This window comes from Arthrobacter sp. TmtSoilC79, from assembly GCF_059739405.1.
Window position 1 is genome coordinate 311248 of sequence record NZ_AP046051.1, and the last position, 22869, is coordinate 334116.

The following is a 22869-nucleotide window of genomic DNA, read 5'->3' on the forward strand; positions in this document are numbered from 1 at the left end:
GCCGGTCGGCAACGGAATGGCAATCGTGAGCTCACCTTACGCTCAGGGCCTCCGTCAGGGTCCTGCCATTGACGTAGATTTCAGCGCGCGACGCACCGCTGGCCGCGACGATTGTCTGGGTCAGTTGAGCCTGGATGCGCGGGATGTCGCATACGCCTCCGGGCCGCAGAGATCCGCTGAGGTTCACTATCACCGTGGAACCGCTCATGTAGCCCGAGAGATAGCGCAGCGAAGAGTCAGCCAGTGCGTCGTAAAGGGCGGCATTACTGTCCACAGGGATGCCGGCTTCCAAGAGCCGTCCGAGGGCGACGCTCAAGGGGTCCCCGGGCCCGGCCACGCCGCGGACAGGAACCAGGCTGTCGTTGCAGCCGAACCGCACGCCGCGCGAGCCGCCGTCGTCGATTGCCACGTAGTAGACCGCGGGACCGGAGGTATCCACTGTCACCACCGTGCCGGTTTCGGAAGGCTCCGGAGCGCTGGTCCCCGGTTCGGGGGAAGGCGCGACGGCGGTGCGCGCCTGCGTGGGGACCGCCTCGGAGGGAGCCGGGCTGGCGGAAGGCGCGGCACTGGGTGCAGAGACTATGGGTGCCGGGTAAGAAGAAGCGGAGGCCGGCGTGGAAGTGGGCGAGGGGTCGGCGATCGACGGAGTGCCTTGGGCGGAAGGTGTCGGGGCGGCAGACGTGGAAAGAGGCGAAGCGGCCGGTGGGCTGACGAAAACGGTCGGCAAAGGAGCCGCGCTTCCGGCTTCGGTTCCCGTGGGACTGCCGGTGCCACCAGGACCGGCAGTGCAGCCAACCAGCCCCAATCCGAAGACGAGGCAGACAGCTGCGATCGTCGTCGTGCCCTTGATTCCCCGTCCGGCATGCATGACAGCCCCGCGCTCCTGTCCGTCCACCTGTATCTCCAACGTTAGGACGGGTTGGCCCCGGACAACATCCCGCTTGGGTGACGGTTCGGACAAGAGTTGATCACGCCGGGACCGTCAAGCGATTAGGAAGGTGCCGGATACGCGAATGCCCCCGCCCCGCGGAAAGCGGAACGGGGGCATGGGCGGCGAAATGGCTAGGCTGCTGCTTCTTCGTCCTGGACGGCGGTCAGCGGCTCAAAGATGGCCTTGATCTGCTCTACGACCTCGGCGTCGTCCTTCGGGTGCAGTTCAGCGAAGCGGATCATGGAACCCGGAACGGCCAGCTTGACGTCTTCGAGGACCTTGGCGCCGGCAATGCCGGCAGCCTTGCGGGCCTCGTCCTGGGCCCATACGCCACCGAACTGGCCAAAAGCGGTACCGACGACGGCGGTCGGCTTGCCGGAGAGGGCGCCGGCGCCGAACGGGCGGGACAGCCAGTCGATGGCGTTCTTCAGCGATGCAGGCATGGTGCCGTTGTGCTCGGGGGTGACCAAGAGGATGGTGTCGGCATCGGCTGCTGCGGCGCGGAGGGCGGCGGCTTCGGCGGGGACCTGGCCTTCGACGTCGATGTCCTCGTTGTAGAACGGGATGGTGCCCAGTGAACCGTGGATCTGGACGTCAACGTTCTCCGGAGCGTTCAGCTGGATGGCCTCGGCGAGCTTCTTGTTGTGGGAATCGGCGCGAAGGCTGCCGACGAGGGTAAGAACGGTGCTCTTGGACATGGTGTCTCCTTGTGTCTGGCCGGTAGTAGTGCCGGCCGTTCGATGTCTTGGCTTTGTGGCCTTCATCGATACTAAACGGACTATGGTCCGCTTTCTATTCCCGGGGTCTAGAATATTTCTGTGAGCTCGATCCCCATGAGGCCGGACGTGCCCCTAGGCGCCCCCCATGAGCGCAGTGACGCAGCGAGGAATCGCGAGCGCCTCCTCGTTGCTGCCCGGGATCTTGTGGCCGAGTTCGGCGCCGAGGCGCTGACCATGGACGCGCTCGCCTGCAAAGCGCAGGTGGGCAAGGGAACTGTCTTCCGCAGGTTCGGCAGCAGGGCCGGGCTCATGATGACCCTGCTCAGCGACTCCGAGTCAGAGTTCCAGCGCGGCTTCATGTTCGGGCCGCCGCCGCTGGGGCCCGGTGCTACGCCGAAAGAACGCCTCATTGCTTTTGGCGAGGGGCGGATCTACTTCGTCCTGGAAAACGGCGAACTCCTGAAAGCGGCCGGCGCCGCCACCCGCAACCGCTTTGATGTACCGGCCACCAAGCTTTCGCACCGCCATATGGAAATCCTGCTCCGGGAGGCTGGAATCGCAGACCCGTGGGTCATGGCCATGTCCCTGACCTACGCGCTGGACCCCGAGCGGATTGTGGACGACGTCCGGGTCCGCGGCATTTCGCCTACGCGGCTGAGCGACTCCTGGCGTGAGCTGATCACCCGGCTGCTGCCCGCGGCCTAGCGGCACCCCTGGTGGCGCCCGGATGCTAGCCGCGGCCTTAATGGCACCCGAAGGCTGCCCGCGGCCTAACGGCACCCCCTGGCGGCGCTCGGATGCTGCCCCGCCTGTCGGAACAGCCCCGCCTGTCGGAACAGCCCCGCCTGTCGGAACAGCCCCGCCTGTCGGAACAGCCCCGCCTGTCGGAACATCCCCCGCTGTGCCTCCCGCCGTTCCCGCGCCACTGTTAGCGCCCCCATTCCCGTCATTGACGCCGCATTAGTACCCTTGGCGTCCGCATCGTGACGCAGTCTGCACATAACAATCTGGCTGCAAGGCGCGAATCTGGAGGCCAGCTGGCAAAACGTGAAGCAGTTATTGTGGTAGTTTCCTCTTGAATGTGACGCATGCCATACACGGCTGGTGATCACTGAATGGGTGCGGGGGACCCAACAACCCACTGCATCAATTCGTAGCTGACGCCGGCCACAGCCGGGAACCGCGGAAGGACGAGCTTTGAGTTTTGCCACGATTCGGGGCAGCCACCCGACATGCTGAAATATCTGATGAAGCGGTCGGGCATTTACCTGATCATGATCTTCCTGACCACAAGTGCCGGCTACTTCCTGGCGGTCTCATCGCTCAAGCCCGCAGTTCTCGAGCAAGAGAAGATTCCGCGGCCAACCCCTGAACAGGTCAACGCCTCGTTCCGGGGGCTGGGCCTGGACCCGGAGAAGAATGCCTGGGAACGCTACATTGAATGGCTCGGTGGCATCATCACCCGCTGGGACTGGGGACGCAGCCCTAACGGCGCCTTCGTCAACGCCGAGTTCGCCGACCGCGTCTTGGTTTCCACCAGGCTGTTCATCGCCTCGATCATCCTGACCCTGGTCATCGGCGTCGCCCTTGGTGTCTATTCCGCCGCCCGGCAGTACAAGTTCCAGGACCGGGTCATCACGTCCTACAGCTACCTGGTCCACATCCTTCCCGCTCCGATTGCCTACTTCCTGGTGCAGCTGGGCGCGATCAGCATCAACGAAAGCGTCGGGCAACGGATCTTCTTCGTGACCGGAATTTCGACGCCGGGAATCGAGCCAGGCTGGCCGGCGTTCATTGACCTTGTGGCCCACTACGCCGTGCCCACCTTCGCGATGACCATCTTCGGTTGGGCCGGTTACCAGATCGCCCAGCGCCAGTACCTGCTGGACAACGTCAATGCCGACTTCGTCCGCACGGCACGGGCCAAGGGACTGACCCGGAACCAGGCCATCAGGAAACACGCATTGCGCGTCTCCTTCATTCCGGTGGCCCAGAGTATTGCCTTCACCATTCCGGCGATCTTCACCGGCGGCTTCTTCGCTGAGGCCATCTTCGCCTGGCCCGGCATCGGCCTCTGGAGCATCCAGGCCATCAGCCTTCAGGACGTCAACGTCGCCACCGCAACGCTTGCGTACGGCTCGGTGATCTTCGCGATCGGCGCCATCCTTGCCGACTTCGCCACCACACTGGTCGATCCACGAGTGAGGGTCCAGTAATGACCAACATCATCGATCCCATCGCGGAAATCGACGAGTCCCGGGTGGGCGACCAGGACGTCGTCATCGGGAAGTCCCGCATCATCTTCCGTCGCTTCATGCGGAACCGGACCGCCGTCGCAGGTTTGTTCATCTTCGTGGCGTTGTTCCTCTTCTCGATCTTCGGCGGGTTCCTGACGCAATGGGACAAGGACACCCTTGATCCCTTGAATATCGGCATGCCGCCATCACCGGACCACCTGCTCGGAACCACGCAGGCCGGCATCGACCTCATGGCGCTCATTGTGGACGGTACCCGGACATCGATCCTGATCGGCCTGATCGTTGGCGGCCTGTCCGTGCTGATCTCCGCTGTGTACGGCTGCACCATGGCCTTCTTCGGGGGCAAGGTGGATGCCACCATGCTGTTCATCCTCGAAGCCCTCATCATGATGCCCGCCATCCTGGTGGTTGCCGTGGCAACCAGCGGCAGCGGAGGCCTCAAGAACCTTCCCAGCTGGCTCCTCCTGGTGGTTGTCCTGCTGTTCTTCAGCTGGATGGGAACCGCCCGCCTGGTGCGCTCGCTTTCCATGTCCCTCATGCAGCGCGACTACGTCAAAGCCGCCAAGTACATGGGTGTCCCTTCCCGCCGCATAGTATGGCGCCACCTGGTTCCCAACATCGGCTCGCTCCTGGTCCTGGACTTCACCCGCGGCATCACCGGTGCCATCCTTGCCGAAGTTGCGTTCTCCTTCATCGGTATCGGAATCAAACTGCCGGACGTCAGCCTCGGTGTCCTCATTGGCCAGGCAACGGGCCAGGTGTCCTCCTTCCCATGGATGTTCTGGGTGCCGCTGACCGTCATGTTCCTGCTGACCGGCTCGCTCGCCATGATGAACGACGGACTCCGTGACGCCTTCGACCCCAGCTCCAGCTCCATTGGGCGGGCCAAGACCAAGACCGCAAAGGCTGGCAAATGAGCACCAACACTTCCCAGACTCCCGCCGAACGGCTCCGAGATGCCGGACTTTATGCCCCCGGCGAAGCAGTCCTCAGCGTCCGCGACCTCAACGTCCGCTTCAACTCCGAGAATGGCGTGGTCCACGCCGTCCGTGGCGTGGATTTCGATCTCATGGCCGGCAAAACCCTGGGCATCGTGGGTGAATCCGGGTCCGGCAAGTCCGTGACCTCCATGGCCATCATGGGCCTCCTGCCCGAGACCGCTGACATCACCGGCTCCGTCAGGTACAAGGGCAAGGAACTCCTGGGCCTCAGCGACAAGGCCATGTGCAAGCACCGTGGCAGCGATATCGCCATGGTGTTCCAGGACCCGCTGTCCTCGCTGACGCCCGTCTACACGGTAGGCACCCAGATCATCGAGGCGCTGACCGTCCACAATCCCACCATGAGCAAGCAGGCCAAAGAAGCCCGCGCCGTCGACCTCTTGCGGATGGTGGGCATCCCCAGTCCCAAGGACCGGCTGAAGGCCTTCCCGCACGAATTTTCCGGCGGCATGCGCCAGCGCGTCATGATCGCCATAGCGATCGCCAACGATCCGCGGGTCCTGATCGCTGATGAACCCACGACGGCGTTGGACGTCACCATCCAGGCACAGGTACTGGAAGTCCTGCACACCGCGCAGGAGGAGACCGGCGCCGCCGTCGTGATGATCACCCACGACCTCGGCGTAGTGGCAGGCATGGCGGACGACATCATGGTGATGTATGCGGGCAAACCGGTTGAAACCGGCACTGTGGAGGACATCTACTACAACCCGCGGATGCCCTACACGCTGGGGCTGCTCGGTGCCGTTCCCCGCGTCGACACCGCCACCAGGCAGTCGCTGGTGCCAATCGAAGGAACCCCGCCCAACCTCGCCCTGCCCGTCACCGGATGCTCCTTCGCGGCCCGCTGCCCCATGGTCAGCGACGCCTGCCTGCACGGCGAGCCGGAACTGTTTCCGGTGCCAGGAGTTGAGGGCCAGACTCTGGGACACAAGGCTGCCTGCATCAAGGCGGAGGAACTCTCCGGCAACGCCGACGCGCACAAGATCTTCCACGCGCCGCCCAAGCCGGTTTCAAAGTTCGACGGCGTCCCCCGCGTCGAGCGCGACAAGGTCCTGGAACTCAAGGACGTGAAAAAGCATTTCCCGCTGCTCAAGGGTGCTTTGATCAAGCGGCGGATCGGCACGGTCAAGGCCGTGGATGGTCTGAGCTTCGACATCCGCGAAGGCGAGTGCGTCTCGATCGTGGGCGAGTCCGGCTGCGGCAAGACCACCACGCTCCTGGAAATCATGGAGTTCCACCCGGACCAGGTGGGCGAAGTGGTGATCGGCGGCGTCAGCAACAAGGTAGCCACGGACCACAAGACCAAGATGGCCATGCGCAAGGAAATGCAGATGGTCTTCCAAGACCCCACCGGAGCCCTGGACCCGCGCTTCACCGTGTACGAGGTCCTGGCCGAGCCGCTGGAAAACCTGGGCATGCCCAAAGCGGCCATCCGGAAACGCATCATGGAACTCATGAAGCTGGTGGGCTTGCAGCCGGACCACGTGAACCGCTTCCCCAACCAGTTCTCCGGTGGCCAGCGCCAACGCATCGGCATCGCCCGGGCGCTCGCGGTCAACCCGAAGCTGGTGGTTCTGGACGAACCGGTCTCTGCACTGGACGTTTCCGTGCAGGCCGGAGTCATCAACCTGCTGGACAAGCTCCGCGCCGAGTTGGGCCTCAGTTACCTCATGGTGGCCCACGACCTCTCCGTCGTCCGGCACATCTCGGACCGCGTGGCCGTCATGTACCTCGGCAAGATCGTGGAAACCGGCCACGTGGACGACGTCTTCGATAACCCGCGCCACCCCTATACCCGGGCCTTGCTGTCCGCGATTCCGGTGCCGGACCCCCAGCTTGAACGCACCCGTGAACGCATCATCCTGCAGGGTGACCTTCCAAGCCCGCTGGATGCTCCCAAGGGATGCAATTTTGCCACCCGCTGTCCTGTCTTCGCCGCGCTACCTGCCGCGAAGCAGGAGAAGTGCCTTACTCTGGAGCCGCCACTGGCTTCCGAGAAGGAAGGCGCACAGGATTTCGCGTGCTTCTTCCCGGACGGAGAGATAGACGCCGACATGCTGGTGGTGCATGCCTGACGACATATGACGCATTTGAAATGAATCCCTGGTCTCAACTCGCAAATGAATTTCCAGTCGTAAACATGAAGGGCAAACCATGAAGAAATACACGACGATCGGTGGCGTAGCACTCGCAGCAGCGCTCATGCTGACCGCTTGCGGCGGGGGAACGCCGTCGGGTCCGGCCTCACAGAAGGCCGAAGAAAGCGGAGGCGACATCAGCAAGCTGATCAGCGTCAACGCCAAGGAAGCAAAGGATCTTGAGCAGGGTGGCACACTCACCCTGGGCGTGGGCAGCATTGGACCGGACTTCAATGGTTTCTCCAATGTCGGCAACAGCGCGGATACTTCCGCCCTGCTGACACCGGTCAACCCGGCTGCCATCAGCAGCGGCGGCATCGGTGGCTGCTGGAAACTGGACTTCAGCGGCAAGGCCGAGCCCAACAAGGACTTCTGCGAAGAGGTCAAGAGCGAAGTCAAAGATGGCAAGCAGACCATCACCATCAAGGTCAATGACAAAGCCACCTGGAACGATGGCACACCCATCGACGTGAAGACGTTCCAGAACACCTGGAACATGCTGAAGGGCGAAGACAAGGCCATCGACATCGTCACGGCGGGCAACTATGCCTTCGTTGACTCCGTCAAGGCAGGCGCCAATGACAAGGAAGTCATTGTCACCACCACCCAGCCCGTCTACCCGCTGGACTCACTCTTCTTCGGTCTGATCCACCCCTCCAACAACTCCGCGGAGACCTTCAACACCGGTTTTGCGGGCAACATGCACCCCGAGTGGATGGCCGGCCCGTTCAAGGTGGAGAACTACGACACCACCGCAAAGACCGTCACCATGGTTCCGAATGAGAAATGGTGGGGCCAGAAGCCGGTCCTCGAAAAGGTCATCTGGCGCCAGATGGAGCCGAGCGCAACCATCGCTGCTTTCAAAAACGGTGAAATCGACGCAGCCAACGGCCGCACCCTGGGCCGCTACAAGCAGCTCGAAGGTACCACCAACTCCGAGATCCGCCGCGGCCAGCGCCTGTTCGCCGGTGGCTTGAACCTGAACGCCAAGCGCCCTGCCCTCACTGACGTTGCCGTACGCAAGGCGATCTTCACCGCCGTCGACCGCAAGGCTATCCGCGACGTCCGCTTCAACGGCCTGAACTGGTCCGAAGAGAGCTCGGGCTCCATGATGCTCATGCCGTTCTCCGAGTACTACCAGGACAACTACCCCGTGAAGGACACCGGCGCCGAGGCTGCCAAGAAGGTCCTGACCGACGCTGGTTACGCAGCCAACGACAAGGGCATCATGGCGAAGGACGGCGTCCCCGTCTCCTTCAAGATCACCAACTTCGGTGACGACCCCACCACAGCGGCAACCACCCAGACCCTGCAGAAGCAGCTCCAGGCCGCCGGCATGGATGTTGGCATCGATCAGCGCGGTGACGCTGACTTCGGCAAGGTTGTTGGCTCCCGCGAGTTCGACGTCACGATCTCCGGTTACACCGTGGGTCCGGATGCTACCGACGCTGTGAAGCAGTACTACGACTCCGAGACCAACGAAAACGGCCTCGGCGACGCTGAACTCGACGCTGAAATCAAGCGCCTCTCGTCCATCGCCGATAACGCCGAGCGCAACAAGGCCGCCATGGAGGTAGAGAAGAAGCACATGGAGAAGTACTTCTCCATGGGCGTCGTGATGAACGGCCCGGAGATCCAGTTCGTGCGCAAGGGCCTGGCCAACTACGGCCCGTCCCTGTTCCAGAGCCTCTCCAACGTTCCGGACTGGACCACCATAGGCTGGGAAAAGGGCGCCAAGAAGTAGCCCCTCAGCTGTAAATTCCCAAGAGTAGTTTCCTGAAGGCCGGGAGCTTCCCTGAACCTGTTGATCGGTTCACGGAGGTTCCCGGCCTTCGCCGTCCCAACCATCTCTCACATCCCCCGGCGTTCACGCGTACGCTCGCGCAGATCCCCCCGCGTTCACCCGCACGCTCTCTCACATCCCCCGGGCGTTCACGCGCACGCTCGCGCAGATCCCCCCCGCGTTCACGCGTACGCTCGCGCACATCCCCGGGCGTTGACGCGTACGCTCGCGCACATCCCCGGGCGTTGACGCGCACGCTCTCTCACCGGTGATAGAGGGTTCGCGTGAAAGGGCTGTTACGTGAGAGGGGATCGGTAGCCTAGGGTCATGACTTCCCAGCCGATCCGTACCGCCGTTGCAGGTTTTGGCCTTTCGGGCAGCGTCTTTCACGCCCCCTTCATCGCCAGTAATCCCGCCTACGAACTATCCGTCATTGCCACCTCGGACGCCGGCAGGCAGGCGAAAGCAAAGGCGCGCTACCCGCAGGCCACCATCGTCAACACGCCAGGGGACATCCTGGCCCTCGCTGATCAGTTGGATCTGATCGTCCTGGGCACACCGCCCGCAACCCATTTCCCGCTTGCCAAAGCCGCGCTGGAAGCCGGCCTCGACGTCGTCGTCGATAAGCCGTTCACGGTCCGCAGCACCGAGGGCGAGGAACTGATCCGATTGGCGGCGCAACTTGGCCGTGTCCTCACCGTGTATCAAAACCGGCGCTGGGACGGCGACTCGCTCACCGTCAGGAAACTGCTCGACGCCGGGACGCTGGGGACAGTGACCCGGTGTGAGGTGGGCATGGAGCGCTGGGCTCCGGAGATCGCCAAAGCCTGGAAAGCCGGTGCTTCGGCGGAAGACGGTGGCGGCGTACTGTTCGACCTCGGCACCCACGTCCTGGACCTGTGCCTGCAGTTTTTTGGTCCCGCCACAGTCACTTACGCGGAAATCCAGGCGCGCCGTCCCCAGGAATCAGCCGACGACGACGTCTTCCTGGCACTCCAGCACCAGTCGGGCGTTATCAGTCACGTCCGCATCAACCTGACCAGCCACTTGCACGGGCCACGTTTCCGGATTCTGGGTACTGAAGGCGGCTTCGTGAAGTTCGGCAGCGACCCGCAGGAACCCTATGTGCTCGGTGGTGGGCTGCCGACGGATGACGGGTACGGCGTCGAACCTGCCGAAAACCACGGCACGCTGGAACTGAACGGGCAGCGCACCGCGGTGGCCACGGAGCGTGGCGCTTACCCCGAGTTTTACCGGATTCTGGCGGACAAACTCGACGACGGCGGCTCGGCCTCCGCTTTTCCCTTGCCCGTGGATCCAGCCGACCCGGTTGCTGTCCTGAAACTCATTGAGCAGGCACGGTCTCTGGCATAACGTCAGCGCTGGCCACCACTGCGTAAATGGATTTGAGGTCCTGGTTGCCTTCAGTGGGTTGGCAACTGCCGGTCAGCTGGACAATGTCCGCAGCGGCCTGATGGTGAACCACCGTCACGGCGGTGAATTGCGCCAGGGGTCCGGCCTGCGGGTGCGTGTAGCGGGCTTCGCGTACGTGCCAATCACGGCCATTGATCACCACCGGCTCTGTGCCCAGCAGAACAGCATCGGGCAACGCATCCAGGAATGAGTCCACGGACGCGGCGATGTCGGCGAGCTGGTAGCCGGACAAACGGCGTGACACGGAAATCACCACATTTGCTGTGTAGCGGCCTTCCACGGTGGGGGCCATCAGGGCACCCACCGCGTCCGGAACCACCTGGCGTGTCCAACCCGCGGGCGGATCGAGCTTGATTGCGGGGTAGGCGGGAAAAGCCTCGGAGGGGAAAACCTGGTGCGATGTCATGGGAGCCCTTTCGGAGCACTGTCAGTACAGGAAAGCTATTTGCTGAGGAAGTCGACGAACCCGGTCACGGAATCCACAAAGCCGGACGGGCTGATGGTGATCTGGCCCCCGGCTCCCAGGCCAAGCTCCGCGGTGATCTTGGCACCGGCGCCGAGGGTGAGTCCGTCTTCGTCCATGGAAGCTGTGAAGAAGTGGCTTTCGCCGGCTCCGGCAGCGACTGTTGCGTTGAGGGTCAGGGTCTGGCCCAGGACTTCCACGTAGCGGCTTCCGGTCAGTTCCGCTCCGGCGCCTGCGCTGAACGCCGTTCCGGTGGTCTCGCCGCCTTTGACGGTCACCTCTCCTTCGCCGGCACTGGCCCAGGCCCCTGCCCGTATTTCTCCGCCCTGCCCCAGGGAGAACAGGCCGCCTGCGAAGTCGGTCTTGTTATCCATGGTGAGCTTTTGACCGGCAAAGCCCTCACCACCGGCGGAGAACAGGAACGGGCTGCTGGCGTTGGCGTGGGCACTGGCCTCCACTCCCGTCATCATTCGGGTGGTTGAGGTGTTGGTGACCCATCCGTCGAAGAAGTCCGATCGGGTAGTGGTTACGTTCTCTGCGCCTGCGAATGCTTCGCCCGTGGCGTGGGCGTTGGGAAGTCCCAGCCCGAACGGCACGCTGGCCCCGAACTCACCCTCGGCCCGTGCGCCAACAAAGGTTTCGTTGGTGACAGTGGTTTTGACGGGCCCGAATTCGGACTCCGCCTTCCAGGTCATGTCCCCTCCAGTGGAAGCCTCTCCGGAACCTCCCACCTCGATCCCGCCCGGACCAAGCGAGCCGTGCGTTTCGCCCTTTGCCTGGCTGTCAAAGGAGCCGCTGCCCTCCACGGTGACAGGGCCATAGCTGGTGGGATCAAAAGTGAACCCAAGCCCGTCTGGAGTAAACCTGAAAGGACCGTCCGAGGGCCCTCCCTTGGTTGATCCTCCAGCGCCGCCTGTTGAGGCCTGCTCCTGCTGGTCTGCATTGCGCTTAAGGGCGCGGGCGTTGTCCTTGAGGCAAACCGCTGCGGCACTCAACCGGCCGTGGAGGTCGCTCTGCCACCTGCTGCGGAACTGCTCGGCGTCGTTCCCGCGCCAATACGTTCCGTTCTGAATCATGGCGGTGAGTTGCCGTTGAAGATCCGTGATCTTCTCTGCCTCAGCATCCATCACGGCCGATAGACGACGGAGGTCTCCGACATCTGCGCCAACCAATCCCTGTCCCATTAGGTACCCAGTCCCATCACGTATCCCCTGAACGTAGTGACATACAAATGCCAGGAAACCAACGGCCCAAGCATTTTCCTGAGCATAGTTGGCTGCAGCCGGCCCGGCCATGGGGACATCTAGCCAGTGTGGACAACTGAGCGGGACGCCGCGCGCTGACAATCAGTTTCTGACAAGGCGTAACCTCGCCGCACCCAAGAACGATGTAAGGGGAGTGCGGGCCACACCCGCGCGCTGATCATCCGGCAGCGACCCAACCGCTGCCGGGGCAATCCCAAGTATTTTGTCGGAGGGTTTTATGTCCTTGTTCACTGTCCTCGCCACCAGCAAAGTCGCCGCGGGCGTCCTGGCCGCCGGAGCTGTAGCTGCCGGTGGAACCGGTGTAGCTGCCTTCAACGGTGCGCTTCCCACCGGAATCCAGCAGACCGCACATGACCTCGTTGGCGCGCCCGCTCCAGTTGACGGCAAGGCCGCTGAAGCAGCTGAGACCGCCCGGACCGCCACCACCAAGGCGACTGACGCCGTCGGGGCCGCGCAGGCAAAGGCGACAAAAGCCGCCGAAGCCGGCCAGGCAAAGGCTGCCGACGCTGTTTCCGCTGCGAACGCCACTGCCAACGAGGCCACATCGCCGGAGACTTTCGGACTGTGCACCGCGTTCCTCAACGGCGGCCTGAACTCTGATGCAAAGGTCCCGGGCTTCGAGTCCCTGACCATTGCTGCTGGCGGGGAAGCGAAAGTGGAGGCGCACTGCGAAGCAGTAGTTGACGCCGGCAAGGCCGCTAATGCGAAGGCGAACGGTTCGGCCCAGGCAGACGCCGACGCCGATGCTTCCGTGACGTCGGTACTCCCGTCAAGGCCGGCGGTACCGGCCGTCCCCGCCAAGCCTGCAGTGCCTGCGACGCCGGACGTGCCGGCCACCCCCGCAGTCCCGGAAAAGCCTGCTGCTCCGGGTCTCCCGTCGCAGGTTCCGAGCGACGTTCCGGCGGCACCGGGCGCGCCCCTCGATTCTGTCCGCTAAACGCGCAGCGGCTACGGTTTAACGGCGGGGTTCCTTGGCTTAGGGCAAGGAACCCCGCCCTCGTAACGCGGGATGGAGGCGTCCACGGGTGCTTGACCCTTTGGCTGACGAATATTTGCAGGCGGATCATGATGACCCCGCGCTGCTCTTTACGGCTGCCTACAACAGCTTCTCCGGGCCGGTCTTCGGCTATCTCCGGGCCCGCGGCGTGGATGATCCCGAAGCCGTTACCCAGGACGTGTTCCTGGCCTTGTATCCAAAGCTTGAAACCCTCCACGGCGGGCTTGAGGGTGCCAAGACGCTGCTGTTCTCCATCGCCCACGCCCGGATGGTGGACCACTACCGCAAACGCGAACGGACGCCTGACTCCACACCTTACGAGTCGGAACTGGATTCGCGGTGTGCGCCGTCGGCGGAAGAGCAAGCCTTCGGACGGGCCTCCGGTTTGGGTGTCACGGAACTCCTGAACGACCTCGCGGACGACTACCGGGAGGTCTTGGCCCTACGCGTCATCGCCGACCTGTCCGTGGAACAAACAGCGGACATCATGGGCAAATCCCAAGGCGCCGTGAAGCAGTTGCAGCGCCGGGCCTTGGGCGCACTAAAGAAACGTGCACAACGAACGAACGGCACATCATGAGCGAACACTTTCCGCCGCGCGGACCCAGACACCAGCAGGCAGCACACCAGCAGGCCGTAGACCGCCTGCTGTCCGACTCCGGTTTGGACGGCGACGCCGAACTCCGCACAGAACTCCTGGAACTCCGTTCGCTGGCGGACACTGTCCCTGCACCGTCCGAGGCTGTTCGTGCGCTCATGGTCAGCGGCCAGGTTGCAGCCACCCAGGAAATCACGACGACGGATGGTCCCGTTGCGTCGTCGGGCTCGCCGACGACGGTACTCGCCACGGTTGAAGACCCGGCCCGTGTGGCTGACCCGGCGCCTGCGTCCGATCCGGCGCCTGCCTTCGACCGCCCTGCCGACGAACTTGCTGCGCGGCGGCGGACAAAGCGACGCGCTGCTGTCGCAAGTCTTGTTGTTGTGGTGTCCTTGGCCGGTGGTGCTACTGCTGCGGCCGCGTCCGACGGCGGAATTCCGGGTACCTTCCAGCATCTGGGCGCAGCCATAGGCACCGTTGTCTCACAGCTCGCGCCTGGTTCCGGCAATGCTCCAAAGCAGGATGGCCCGGCCGGCGCCACCCCGGCCCCGACTGTTGAGGAAAAGCCTGCAATTCCCGACCGGAACCAGCCCGCCCCGGCACCTGCTTCCCCGAATTCCGGCGGCAGCCCCGTCCCGGATTCCCATCAGCCGCCCCGTGGGGGAGCATCGCCTCAACAACCCAAGGACCCGTTACCCCACGAACCTGGGAACGGCGGCATCCCCACGCCGGTCGTCCCCGTAACACCGCCGGGGATCGACCCCTCGGGGATTGATCCGGCCAAGCTCCGACCCTCGGACATCCCTGTGACTGTTCCTACCCATGTGGTTCCCTCGCCGCCGGCCAACCCCGGCATCCCCGCGAAGTGACAGTTAATGCCAATGTTTGACGGAAACATTGGCATTAACTGCCACATTGGCGCGGGTTAAACCACGACGGCGGGGTGCGGCTTCGTGTGGAAGCCTCACCCCGCCGTCGTGCTTGGCGGTTCAGGTTACGCGGTAACCAGGCTGTGCCAGTCGTTGACGAGGGGCAGGTTGTGCGCCTCGGAAACGGAGTGGTGTGCCACGTGGCCTGCGGCGATGTTGAGGCCGGCGGCGAGTGCGGGGTCGCGGTCGAAGGCTGCCTTGACGCCCAGGTTGGCCAGTGCCACGGCGTAGCGCAGGGTGACGTTGGTCAGTGCGTACGTGGAGGTGTTCGGGACGGCACCGGGCATGTTGGCAACGCAGTAGAAGATCGAGTTGTGGACCTTGTACGTCGGTTCCTGGTGCGTGGTGGGGTGCGTGTCCTCGAAGCAGCCGCCCTGGTCTACGGCGATGTCCACCAGGACCGAGCCGGGCTTCATGCGGGCGACGAGCTCGTTGGTGACCAGCTTGGGTGCCTTGGCGCCCGGGATCAGGACGGAGCCGATTACGAGATCTGCGTCGATAACCGACTTCTCGATCTCGTAGGCGTTGGAGGCAACGGTCTTCAGGCGGCCCTGGTGGAGGGCGTCGAGTTCGCGCAGCCGGTTGATGTTGATGTCCATGATGGTGACATCGGCACCGAGGCCCAAGGCCATGGCGGCGGCGTTGGTTCCGGCAACACCTGCGCCGAGGACAACAACCTTGGCCGGACGGACGCCCGGTACGCCGCCCAGGAGGACGCCCTTGCCGCCGGCGGGAGCCATGAGCGAGGAAGCGCCGACCACGACGGACAAGCGGCCTGCTACCTCGGACATCGGGGCGAGCAGGGGCAGGGTGCGGCCTTCCTGCACGGTTTCGTAGGCGATGGCCGTGACGCCGGAGTTGATGAGCTCTGCGGTGAGCTCGGGCTCTGCGGCGAGGTGCAGGTAGGTGAAGAGGATGAGGCCCTTGCGGAAGCGGTGGTATTCGGCCGCGATGGGTTCCTTGACCTTCATGACCATGTCCGCGCGGCCCCAGACGTCGTCGGCCTCGTTGACGATTTCAGCGCCGGCGATCGAGTATTCCTCGTCCGTGATGCCCGAGCCGAGGCCTGCGCCGCGTTCAACCAGAACAGTGTGTCCGTTCGTGCGGAATTCGTGGACACCTGCGGCCGTGATGGCTACGCGGAATTCGTTGTTCTTGATTTCTTTGGGGACGCCGATGATCATCTGTGGGCTCCATCGTTAGCGGCCTCTTCGGCCGAAAAATGTGTTGCGGGCTGTGATTCCAGAATAAATCCGGCTGTGAGGCAGGCGACATGGGCTCCAAGGCGGGCGCAAGTAAAACTCCCGGAAATTCAAGGATCTGAGCTGCCGCAGCTCGACATTTGTCGAGCCATGGAGCGTCAGGTGTCGCCTGCTGTTGGTACGCTTCTGTGATGCAGCAAGACGTGGAACAGATCGTCGAGCGGGTGGCGTTGAAGCTGGGCCGCGGCCTCTCCTTGGAAGACCTCGACGGCGTCCTCCTCGCCTACAGCTCCAACCAATCCCACGCCGACCGCGTCCGCGTGAACTTCCTGCTGAGCAAACGCGTCCCCGGCGATGTCAGCCTCTGGCAACTGTCCCACGGCATCGCCACGGCTGTGCGTCCCGTAGTGGTTCCCGCAAACGAGGAACTGGGGATGTTGGGCCGGGTCTGCGTGCCGCTCCTGGTGCGCGGATTCCGCGTGGGCTACTTGTGGGTCCAGCTGGACCTTGAAGAGCAAAGCGCGACGGCGATACTCGCCGAGTTGCCCGGCGTGCGTGACGAGCTGGACCTGTTGGCGGGGTTGCTCCTTGATTCCAATACGGCAGAGTCGGAGTTCCGGCGCAGGCGTGAGCAGGAGTTCCTGTCGGCCTGTAGTGGTGAATCGAATGCCGTGGCAGCCGTGGCCGGGTGGAAGGAAATCCAGGGCCGGGGTCCGTGGCAACTGGTGACCATCCTGGACGCGGAAGGTGCGAGGTCCGACGTCGATCCTCTCGCCGCGACCCTGACCCACCGTTCGGCCGCCCTGCAGTCCACCATCGGTGTCAACGCCGCGTTGTTCAGCGCAGGAACCGAAACGCATTCAGTGGTGCTGTTCCGCGAGTCCGGTGGCCGGGCGGACCATGCGCAGGTGCTGGTGCACTACCAACTGGAACTCGCCAAGCGCGCCGGACGGACTGTGGACCGCGTGATCCTGGGCATCAGCGAGCCGTTCCAAGTGATACGTCAACTGGCGGGGGCGTACCGGCAATCGAAGGTTGCGGCGCAGGCGGCAGCTGTGGACAGGCCTCTCGGTGAGCTCGTGGACAGCCGGAACGTGGGTGTCTATCAGCTCTTCGACCGACTCCTGGCGCCGGGCGGCTGGGATGACACCGGCTCCGTGCACTTCCGGACCCTGGAGGACCAGGACAAGAACGGCGAACTCCTGCCTGTCCTGGAACTGCTATATGACAGCGACGGTTCAGTACAGGACGTCGCCGCCAAGCTTCACCTCCACAGGAGCAGCATCTACAACAGGCTGGGACGGATCCGCCAGCTGATCGGTGCTGACCCACTCAGCGGCTCGATCCGCCTCGAACTGCACGCCGCCTTGAAAGCCCGCCGATGGGCCGGCCGGCCGCGGATCTGAGCACTGAACGGGGCGCTGAACGGGGCGCTGAACGCGATTGAGGCAGGCACCCATTGTGGGTGCCTGCCTCAGTGAACTGCGCTAAACCGTGCCCGTTACGAGCGCCCCAAGCGCTGGCAGCTCCAACGGCCCAACCGACGCCGGAACGTGGCCGTGCGGCTGCTGCTGCAGTACCGGCTGTGCCATCCGGCGTGGGTGGTGATGCGGGGCAGGCGCGTGCTCATTTGAGGGCGTCCTTTGCTGCGTCAAGGATCTCGTCGAGCGCAGACTGCGTGGGCGCCGGCGTGGACGCGCCGGGCTTGCCCGTTGGCTTGGGCTTGGAGGTCTGGGTGGGGGTAGGGGTTGGTGTTGGCGTGGGCGTCGAGGTAGCCGGAGGGGTGGTGGGTGCCGGGGTGGTCGGCGCAGGCGTGGCCGGCGGCGTAGTGATGGTGTCCGATGGCACGTCGGACGGTGCCGGTGCAGGCGCCGAGGGCGTGGGTACCTGACTGGTGCCCGGTGCCGCAGCGATGGTCGCCGGCACTGCGGATGGGACCCAGACGGGGTCAGCCAAGGAAACCTTAGGCGTGGGAACGGACGACGGCGACACTGGCGCAGGTGCCTCCGGAACCGTGGCCGGTTGGCCGGCCGCTGACGTCGCAGCAGCTGAGGCAGACGGAGAAGAAGCCCTGGAGTAGGAAGCACTGGGGGCTGGTGATGCGGAACCCGAATTCCTGTCGGCACCGCTGGCTTCCTGGGCGGGCGCCTCCTGGCCGAAGAACGGCAACTCAAGGGCCTGCCCCACAGTGCCGGCCGTCAGGACCAGGCCGAGCGCGCCTGCCACTACGGCCATGCGCTGGCTCATGTGCTTGACCGAAGCCGCCTTCTGCAGGACTGCCTGGGGCTCCCGGCCAAGCGGGGACCCGCCCAGCCCTGATCGTGAACCCTGCCCGGAGCGTGAACCAGCGGTGACGCCGGACTGTTCCCTAACATCCTTTCGGCTTGCCAGGAAAGCCGATGCCGTGGCTGCCGCAGCAACCCGCGCCGGGGATGTGGCGCGAGCCTGCAAAGCAGGTGCAGCCGAGACGGGTACAGGCACTGTGTGGGATTCGGGGGTGGCTTCAGGCGCCGGATCTGCGGACACCAGTGGAATGGCGGTTGTGGCCGGCTCCGGTGTGGTGGGCAGGGGGTTTGCCGGCTGCTTGGGAGCGTTGACGGTCGGAATGGCGGCTGTGGCCGGCTCCGGCGAGGTGGTCAGGGGGTTTGCCGGCTGCTTGGGAGCCTGGACGATCGGAATGGCGGCCGTGGCCGGCTCCGGCGAGGTGGTCAGGGGGTTTGCCGGCTGCCCGGAAGCCTCGACGATGGGAATGGCGGCTGTGGCCGGCTCCGGTGTGGTGGTCAGGGGGTTTGCCGGCTGCTTGGGAGCCTGGACGATGGGAATGGCGGCTGTCGGAGGCCCGGGCGTGGTGGATGCGCGGGCTTCTGCTTGCGCGGCCCGTTCCCGCTCGGCTGCACGCGCAGCCGCACGCGTGGTGGGCGTCGCGATGGTAGGCGCCGCCGCAGCGGGGGCGTCCGGCGTCGTGCCTGAAATTTCGGGTGCGGCAGTCCTGGTCGTGCCGGAATCCGGCTGCAGGCTGATACCGGATCCGCTGGGTTGGGCCCGACGGCGTCCGGTTGGCTTGGTGCGCTCGCCGTCAATTCGGGCGCGGCGCGGCTGATCCATGGTTGGGGACATGGTGGTTGCCTCTCAACGCCTTCGAGGTTAGCTGTCGGGTTCGGACGAGGCCGTCCGGCCGCAGTAGCGGCTTCACCCCAAGGACTTGGAAAAGTCCGGGAACTTGTGGGTCCCCCGCCTCTGCCGCGGGTCTGGCGGATTCCGGAGTGCGGCAGAGCTCGGCGTCATTCCGGAAGCGGCCCAGCGGACATACGGGTCGCCCTACGACGGTACATGAGCAGGAAAGTAAAGTCACATTAATATAACGGACGGTAGGTCTCTGCAGGCGGGAGGGCCTTAGCCCTTAGGCTTCGGGGCCGGAGCGGGCGCCGGGAGCTCGTGCTGGATCCTTTGGATCTGGTGGGCCTGGTGCGTTTCCGGTCGGAAGATCTCGTCGGCGATTCCCAGCATCCCGCCGGCTGCGGCACGCCTGACACCCCGGCGGTTCTGCCGGGAAACCCAGTACCAAGCCATGGCCAGGAGGGCGGGAACTCCAAGTACGGCCGCCAACACGGCCAAGATATCCATCGCCTAAGACTAGCTTCGGCGTGCACCGGCAGGTAGACATTGTTTATGGACCTGCCCGTGATGCCACCCGTCTCGCCCATGCTTGCCAAATCCGTCCCCGCCATCCCGGACGTTGGGCACTACGAGCCCAAATGGGACGGCTTCAGGACCATCGTCTTCAAGGACGGGGATGAAATCGTCCTGGGCAGCCGCAACGAGAAGCCCATGACCCGCTACTTCCCTGAACTGGTGGAAGCTCTGCGGAAGAACCTCCCGGACAAATGCGTGATCGACGGCGAGATTGTCCTGATCGAGGGCAGCCGGCTTGAGTTCGAGGTCCTGCAGCAACGGATCCATCCCGCGGACAGCCGGGTGAGGATGCTGGCCGAAAAGACTCCGGCGTCGATGGTTGCGTTCGACATCCTTGCCCTCGGCGACGACGATCTGATGGGCAGGCCGTTCTCGGAGCGTCGCGCCATCCTTGAGCGTGCGCTCAAGGCAGCAGAGCCGCCCGTTTACGTCACTCCCGCAGTCAACGACCTCGACCGGGCGCAGGAGTGGTTCGTGCAATTGGAAGGCGCAGGCCTGGATGGCGTCCTGTCCAAGCCGTTGGATGGGACATACCAGCCCAACAAGCGCGTGATGTTCAAGACCAAGCACGAGCGCACCGCCGACTGCGTGGTGGCCGGATTCAGGTGGCACAAGACCGCTAAGGTCGTGGGGTCCATGTTGTTGGGTCTTTATAACGACGCCGGCAAACTCCAGCACGTCGGGGTGGTTGCCTCCTTCCCCATGGCGAGGAGGGAAAGCCTGGTGGCAGAGCTTGAGCCTTACCAGGTGGACCTCAGCGAGCACCCGTGGGGCGAGTGGGCCAGCCAGGGTGAGGGTGTTGCGGGGTCCAGGATGCCGGGCGCCCAAAGCCGGTGGAGCGGAGGCAAGGATTTCTCCTTTGTGCCATTGCGTCCCGAACTGGTGATCGAGGTGGCGTACGACTACATGGAGGGGGACAGGTTCCGGCACACCACCCAGTTCCGCAGGTGGCGGCCGGACCGGACCCCCGAAAGCTGCACCTACTCACAACTGGAAGAGCCGGCTGCGTACGACCTCGGGGAGATCCTGAGGTTGCCGTAGCTGGCCTGCCCGGACTGCGCAGCCGACCCGCTCAGCCGACCTGCATGGACGTTCCGCTTGGCTGGCCTGCATGGACGTCCCGCTTGGACTTTCAGCCTGGCCGTTCAGCCGAGGCGGAGCGTTACTCTTCGTGTCCTTGATCGCTGCTCATGCTGCCCTCGGCCGGCGGGGTTTCTCCCGGCGGCACTCCACCGCCAGGTTCCAGGCCGGTGACGTTCCCATCGAGGGGATCGGGGTTGGCAGAGGCGGCGGGATCGTCGTCCTCGTCCTGGCGCATGTCAGGATCCTCGTGGATGCTATCGGCGTCGGCGGTCGTGTCGAACGGCCCTGTAGCGCCGGTTGCTCCGAAGCCCTGGGTTTCCTCATTTGAGTCTTTATCAGTCACAATCAGCCCTTTCGTAAGCAAACTTACTAATGCGCTTGCTTTGCCAGCCTAGCCGGGAGGAGCGGACTCAACAAGCACGCCCAAGCCAGGCGCCGGCGTCGTGGGTCAGTGCATTAGCGCGTCAGCGCATTTGAGCGATAGAGCATCAGCGCGTCAGCGCTTAGCGGTGCGGCGTTGTGGCGGCGACGAAACTCCGGATGGCGTCGGCCACGGCTTTGGGTCGCATGTGTTGGGCCACATGGCCAACGCCGGGAATCTCCACCAATCGCCCCTGCGCAACTGCCCTGGAAAGCCGGAGCGACCACTCCGGCCCAGCCACGTGGTCGCGGCTTCCCCGCAGGATCAGGACGGGCACCTTGATGCCGGTCAGCCGCTTCTCCGTGGGGTAACCCATCATGACCGGAAGCTCCGTGAGGTACCATCGCGGACCACACTTGAAGTAATCGGAGATGACAATCCAATTGGACGACGGGCTCTCCCGGAGCAGTCCGTCCAGGAAGAGCGCCAAGGACTGCCGGCGAACGTTCTTGTGCCGGGAATCCACCACCGGCCCCATGAGCACCACCTGCCGTGCCTGCTCAGGCGAGTGCAGTGCCGCTGCGATGGCAAACTGCACGCCCATGGAGTGCCCCACCAATACGTAGGAACTGATACCGCAGGATGCCAGGGCCCCGGCGATGAAGGCGCCGTAGTCCTCCACGGAGAGCTGCCTCCCGGGCTTCGGGGTCCCGGCGAATCCGGGCAGGTCCAGCGAGTACGTGGGTGCACCCGCTGCCAGGACGGTGTGGAGCCGGGCCAAGTACCGGTGCGAAACTCCGATCCCATGGATCAGGATGTATACGGGCTCGTCGGGACTGGACACCGGTCCGGTGCCTGCATCAAGCCCGGACCCTGGAGGCGGTGTTCCCTTGGCCCAGAGGATCCGCCCCTTCAGGCCCAAAGCCTCGACGTCGGCAGAGAGCAAAGCCTCCGCAGTTGCGTGCGTTTTCATCAAGCCTGCCGCTGCAGGAATACCGGAGCGCCGGGGCCGCTAAGCTCGTCCGTCCCGATCGGGCGGCCGGACACGGCAAGCAACAGGGCTATGGCTGGTCCTTCAACGGCCGGGCCCTCTCCGTGATCGAAAGCCGCGTCATTGGCCACCAGGCGCCAGCCCTCGGCCACTTCCTTGCCTCCGCCCATCTTGGTGCTGGTCCGCACTTGGTATTCCAGGGCAGTGGCCACGTGCGCCGCCGGGTAGTGTCGGCGCAGCCCCAACGGACGACGAATGTCTTCGCCGTGGACGAATGCTTCCACCAGCCGGGTAGCCAGACCTGCCGGGGGTCCGGAAGTGCGGGAAACCACTGCCTGGAACCGGACCAACGTGGTGCCGGGGTCAAGGGTCCGTTCGCGCTCAACTCCCACGGCGTTGTCGCGGTCGAAATCCATCCGGGCGGCAATCATGCGGCGGATGAAGCCCAGCCGGGTGGTCTTGGCACTGTCGATCACGTGCGCCAGGACGTCATGGACGTCCCAGCCGGGGCAAAGGGATGGCGTCTTCCATTGGAAGGGCTGAAGTGGTTCGAGATCCCGGATCAGTGCACGACGTTCCTCGTGCACCACGGGCCACACGTCGGAGGGTGAGGTCAGGGCCATACCGCTATTGAACCCCATGGTCCGGCTTGGAGCTGCCTCTGTGTCCGGTGGTTCCAGGAAGCCGCTGCTCAGGGAGGTGCGGTTCAGGAAGGCGCGGTTCAGGGAAAACCCGGTCCCGGGAGGGCTTGCGGGAATACCGCAGCGCCTTGCCCAGCCCCACGAGGCTCCAGGCAAGGAACAATGCCATGGCTGCCGTGGCAGTCCAGGTCACCGGATAACCGAGGAACGGAGCGGACTGGCAGGAATCGAATTCCCCGGTTCCCACCGCTTGGCCGCAGCCTCCCGTGTACATCCAGATCGTCCCGAGGAGCAGGCCGGTTGGAGCGATGAAAAGGAGCCAAGGCCAGGGGCGGTTCCAGGGCCACTCGGAGTACTTTGCGCTTTTCCCCGACGGCAA

22 protein-coding genes and 1 riboswitch are annotated in these 22869 nt (G+C 64.3%); of the genes, 11 read left to right on the top strand and 11 right to left on the bottom strand.

Features of this window, described 5'->3' with window-relative positions:
• Positions 1 to 31: 31 nt before the first annotated feature.
• Positions 32 to 895: a hypothetical protein gene (locus tag AC6JA3_RS01540; RefSeq protein ID WP_347782414.1), complete on the bottom strand. Its 864-nt coding sequence runs from the start codon at positions 893 to 895 to the stop codon at positions 32 to 34.
• 167 nt (positions 896 to 1062) lie between these two features.
• Positions 1063 to 1629 carry an NAD(P)H-dependent oxidoreductase gene (locus AC6JA3_RS01545; protein WP_026543022.1) on the bottom strand — a complete coding sequence of 189 codons (567 nt, stop codon included), beginning with the start codon at positions 1627 to 1629 and terminating at the stop codon, positions 1063 to 1065.
• A gap of 120 nt (positions 1630 to 1749) precedes the next feature.
• On the opposite strand from AC6JA3_RS01545, the gene AC6JA3_RS01550 reads away from it, so the two are divergent.
• The 6 genes from AC6JA3_RS01550 to AC6JA3_RS01575 all read left to right on the top strand — a co-directional run bounded on the left by AC6JA3_RS01550 (position 1750) and on the right by AC6JA3_RS01575 (position 10207).
• Positions 1750 to 2355: a TetR/AcrR family transcriptional regulator gene (locus tag AC6JA3_RS01550; RefSeq protein WP_175493479.1), complete on the top strand. Its 606-nt coding sequence runs from the start codon at positions 1750 to 1752 to the stop codon at positions 2353 to 2355.
• A 527-nt stretch (positions 2356 to 2882) separates the two neighbouring features.
• Positions 2883 to 3866 carry an ABC transporter permease gene (locus AC6JA3_RS01555; protein ID WP_026543019.1) on the top strand — a complete coding sequence of 328 codons (984 nt, stop codon included), beginning with the start codon at positions 2883 to 2885 and terminating at the stop codon, positions 3864 to 3866.
• The gene (locus AC6JA3_RS01560) at positions 3866 to 4825 is read left to right on the top strand and encodes an ABC transporter permease (protein ID WP_026543018.1); all 960 of its coding nucleotides are present in this window, start codon (positions 3866 to 3868) and stop codon (positions 4823 to 4825) included. The genes AC6JA3_RS01555 and AC6JA3_RS01560 overlap by 1 nt, the downstream gene beginning before the upstream one ends.
• Positions 4822 to 6987: a dipeptide ABC transporter ATP-binding protein gene (locus tag AC6JA3_RS01565; protein WP_347782415.1), complete on the top strand. Its 2166-nt coding sequence runs from the start codon at positions 4822 to 4824 to the stop codon at positions 6985 to 6987. Before AC6JA3_RS01560 ends, AC6JA3_RS01565 begins: the two co-directional genes overlap by 4 nt.
• A gap of 79 nt (positions 6988 to 7066) precedes the next feature.
• Positions 7067 to 8794 (top strand): ABC transporter family substrate-binding protein, encoded by a 1728-nt coding sequence (locus AC6JA3_RS01570; RefSeq protein WP_347782416.1) that lies wholly within the window; start codon positions 7067 to 7069, stop codon positions 8792 to 8794.
• A gap of 366 nt (positions 8795 to 9160) precedes the next feature.
• Positions 9161 to 10207 (top strand): Gfo/Idh/MocA family protein, encoded by a 1047-nt coding sequence (locus tag AC6JA3_RS01575; RefSeq protein ID WP_347782417.1) that lies wholly within the window; start codon positions 9161 to 9163, stop codon positions 10205 to 10207.
• On the opposite strand, the gene AC6JA3_RS01580 is transcribed toward AC6JA3_RS01575, so the two are convergent.
• Positions 10179 to 10673 carry a hypothetical protein gene (locus tag AC6JA3_RS01580; RefSeq protein ID WP_026543014.1) on the bottom strand — a complete coding sequence of 165 codons (495 nt, stop codon included), beginning with the start codon at positions 10671 to 10673 and terminating at the stop codon, positions 10179 to 10181. The genes AC6JA3_RS01575 and AC6JA3_RS01580 overlap by 29 nt on opposite strands.
• Positions 10674 to 10708: 35 nt before the next feature.
• Positions 10709 to 11914: a WXG100 family type VII secretion target gene (locus tag AC6JA3_RS01585; protein ID WP_139183515.1), complete on the bottom strand. Its 1206-nt coding sequence runs from the start codon at positions 11912 to 11914 to the stop codon at positions 10709 to 10711.
• 298 nt (positions 11915 to 12212) lie between these two features.
• Between AC6JA3_RS01585 and AC6JA3_RS01590 the strand changes: the two genes are divergently transcribed.
• The 3 genes from AC6JA3_RS01590 to AC6JA3_RS01600 all read left to right on the top strand — a co-directional run bounded on the left by AC6JA3_RS01590 (position 12213) and on the right by AC6JA3_RS01600 (position 14459).
• Positions 12213 to 12932, top strand: coding sequence for a hypothetical protein (locus tag AC6JA3_RS01590; RefSeq protein WP_347782418.1), 720 nt, complete (start codon positions 12213 to 12215; stop codon positions 12930 to 12932).
• Positions 12933 to 13020: 88 nt separating this feature from the next.
• Positions 13021 to 13572: an RNA polymerase sigma factor gene (locus tag AC6JA3_RS01595; protein WP_026543011.1), complete on the top strand. Its 552-nt coding sequence runs from the start codon at positions 13021 to 13023 to the stop codon at positions 13570 to 13572.
• Positions 13569 to 14459, top strand: a complete 891-nt coding sequence (locus AC6JA3_RS01600) for a hypothetical protein (RefSeq protein WP_347782419.1) — start codon at positions 13569 to 13571, stop codon at positions 14457 to 14459. Before AC6JA3_RS01595 ends, AC6JA3_RS01600 begins: the two co-directional genes overlap by 4 nt.
• Positions 14460 to 14584: 125 nt before the next feature.
• Here the strand turns inward: AC6JA3_RS01600 and ald are convergent, their stop codons facing one another.
• Positions 14585 to 15703: an alanine dehydrogenase gene (gene ald, locus AC6JA3_RS01605; protein WP_347782420.1), complete on the bottom strand. Its 1119-nt coding sequence runs from the start codon at positions 15701 to 15703 to the stop codon at positions 14585 to 14587.
• Between the two features lie 206 nt (positions 15704 to 15909).
• Here ald and AC6JA3_RS01610 point away from each other — a divergent pair, with 206 nt between their 5' ends.
• Positions 15910 to 17127: a PucR family transcriptional regulator gene (locus AC6JA3_RS01610; protein ID WP_347782421.1), complete on the top strand. Its 1218-nt coding sequence runs from the start codon at positions 15910 to 15912 to the stop codon at positions 17125 to 17127.
• 220 nt (positions 17128 to 17347) lie between these two features.
• Here the strand turns inward: AC6JA3_RS01610 and AC6JA3_RS01615 are convergent, their stop codons facing one another.
• Both AC6JA3_RS01615 and AC6JA3_RS01620 read right to left on the bottom strand, forming a co-directional pair.
• A complete protein-coding gene (locus tag AC6JA3_RS01615; RefSeq protein WP_347782422.1) occupies positions 17348 to 18838 on the bottom strand; it encodes a hypothetical protein in 1491 nt (496 codons plus the stop codon).
• Positions 18839 to 18840: 2 nt separating this feature from the next.
• Positions 18841 to 18985, bottom strand: a riboswitch (cyclic di-AMP (ydaO/yuaA leader).
• 129 nt (positions 18986 to 19114) lie between these two features.
• Complete coding sequence (locus tag AC6JA3_RS01620) at positions 19115 to 19345, bottom strand: hypothetical protein (RefSeq protein WP_026548481.1); 231 nt, start codon at positions 19343 to 19345, stop codon at positions 19115 to 19117.
• Positions 19346 to 19390: 45 nt separating this feature from the next.
• On the opposite strand from AC6JA3_RS01620, the gene AC6JA3_RS01625 reads away from it, so the two are divergent.
• Positions 19391 to 20455 carry an ATP-dependent DNA ligase gene (locus tag AC6JA3_RS01625; protein ID WP_347782423.1) on the top strand — a complete coding sequence of 355 codons (1065 nt, stop codon included), beginning with the start codon at positions 19391 to 19393 and terminating at the stop codon, positions 20453 to 20455.
• Between the two features lie 121 nt (positions 20456 to 20576).
• Here the strand turns inward: AC6JA3_RS01625 and AC6JA3_RS01630 are convergent, their stop codons facing one another.
• The 4 genes from AC6JA3_RS01630 to AC6JA3_RS01645 all read right to left on the bottom strand — a co-directional run bounded on the left by AC6JA3_RS01630 (position 20577) and on the right by AC6JA3_RS01645 (position 22869).
• The gene (locus tag AC6JA3_RS01630; protein WP_026543004.1) at positions 20577 to 20840 is read right to left on the bottom strand and encodes a DUF6480 family protein; all 264 of its coding nucleotides are present in this window, start codon (positions 20838 to 20840) and stop codon (positions 20577 to 20579) included.
• Positions 20841 to 21000: 160 nt separating this feature from the next.
• Positions 21001 to 21831 carry an alpha/beta fold hydrolase gene (locus AC6JA3_RS01635; protein WP_347782424.1) on the bottom strand — a complete coding sequence of 277 codons (831 nt, stop codon included), beginning with the start codon at positions 21829 to 21831 and terminating at the stop codon, positions 21001 to 21003.
• Positions 21831 to 22490 carry a maleylpyruvate isomerase family mycothiol-dependent enzyme gene (locus AC6JA3_RS01640; protein ID WP_347782425.1) on the bottom strand — a complete coding sequence of 220 codons (660 nt, stop codon included), beginning with the start codon at positions 22488 to 22490 and terminating at the stop codon, positions 21831 to 21833. Before AC6JA3_RS01640 ends, AC6JA3_RS01635 begins: the two co-directional genes overlap by 1 nt.
• Positions 22477 to 22869 carry a hypothetical protein gene (locus AC6JA3_RS01645; RefSeq protein ID WP_347782426.1) on the bottom strand — a complete coding sequence of 131 codons (393 nt, stop codon included), beginning with the start codon at positions 22867 to 22869 and terminating at the stop codon, positions 22477 to 22479. The genes AC6JA3_RS01640 and AC6JA3_RS01645 overlap by 14 nt, the downstream gene beginning before the upstream one ends.

Bases quoted from the DNA above. Each gene is read 5' to 3' on its own strand.
- AC6JA3_RS01545 (WP_026543022.1), bottom strand. From the start codon at position 1,629: ATGTCCAAGAGCACCGTTCTTACCCTCGTCGGCAGCCTTCGCGCCGAT.
- AC6JA3_RS01555 (WP_026543019.1), top strand. From the start codon at position 2,883: ATGCTGAAATATCTGATGAAGCGGTCGGGCATTTACCTGATCATGATC.
- AC6JA3_RS01560 (WP_026543018.1), top strand. From the start codon at position 3,866: ATGACCAACATCATCGATCCCATCGCGGAAATCGACGAGTCCCGGGTG.
- AC6JA3_RS01565 (WP_347782415.1), top strand. From the start codon at position 4,822: ATGAGCACCAACACTTCCCAGACTCCCGCCGAACGGCTCCGAGATGCC.
- AC6JA3_RS01570 (WP_347782416.1), top strand. From the start codon at position 7,067: ATGAAGAAATACACGACGATCGGTGGCGTAGCACTCGCAGCAGCGCTC.
- AC6JA3_RS01575 (WP_347782417.1), top strand. From the start codon at position 9,161: ATGACTTCCCAGCCGATCCGTACCGCCGTTGCAGGTTTTGGCCTTTCG.
- AC6JA3_RS01580 (WP_026543014.1), bottom strand. From the start codon at position 10,673: ATGACATCGCACCAGGTTTTCCCCTCCGAGGCTTTTCCCGCCTACCCC.
- AC6JA3_RS01585 (WP_139183515.1), bottom strand. From the start codon at position 11,914: ATGGGACAGGGATTGGTTGGCGCAGATGTCGGAGACCTCCGTCGTCTA.
- AC6JA3_RS01590 (WP_347782418.1), top strand. From the start codon at position 12,213: ATGTCCTTGTTCACTGTCCTCGCCACCAGCAAAGTCGCCGCGGGCGTC.
- AC6JA3_RS01600 (WP_347782419.1), top strand. From the start codon at position 13,569: ATGAGCGAACACTTTCCGCCGCGCGGACCCAGACACCAGCAGGCAGCA.
- ald (WP_347782420.1), bottom strand. From the start codon at position 15,703: ATGATCATCGGCGTCCCCAAAGAAATCAAGAACAACGAATTCCGCGTA.
- AC6JA3_RS01615 (WP_347782422.1), bottom strand. From the start codon at position 18,838: ATGTCCCCAACCATGGATCAGCCGCGCCGCGCCCGAATTGACGGCGAG.
- AC6JA3_RS01620 (WP_026548481.1), bottom strand. From the start codon at position 19,345: ATGGATATCTTGGCCGTGTTGGCGGCCGTACTTGGAGTTCCCGCCCTC.
- AC6JA3_RS01625 (WP_347782423.1), top strand. From the start codon at position 19,391: ATGGACCTGCCCGTGATGCCACCCGTCTCGCCCATGCTTGCCAAATCC.
- AC6JA3_RS01635 (WP_347782424.1), bottom strand. From the start codon at position 21,831: ATGAAAACGCACGCAACTGCGGAGGCTTTGCTCTCTGCCGACGTCGAG.
- AC6JA3_RS01640 (WP_347782425.1), bottom strand. From the start codon at position 22,490: ATGGGGTTCAATAGCGGTATGGCCCTGACCTCACCCTCCGACGTGTGG.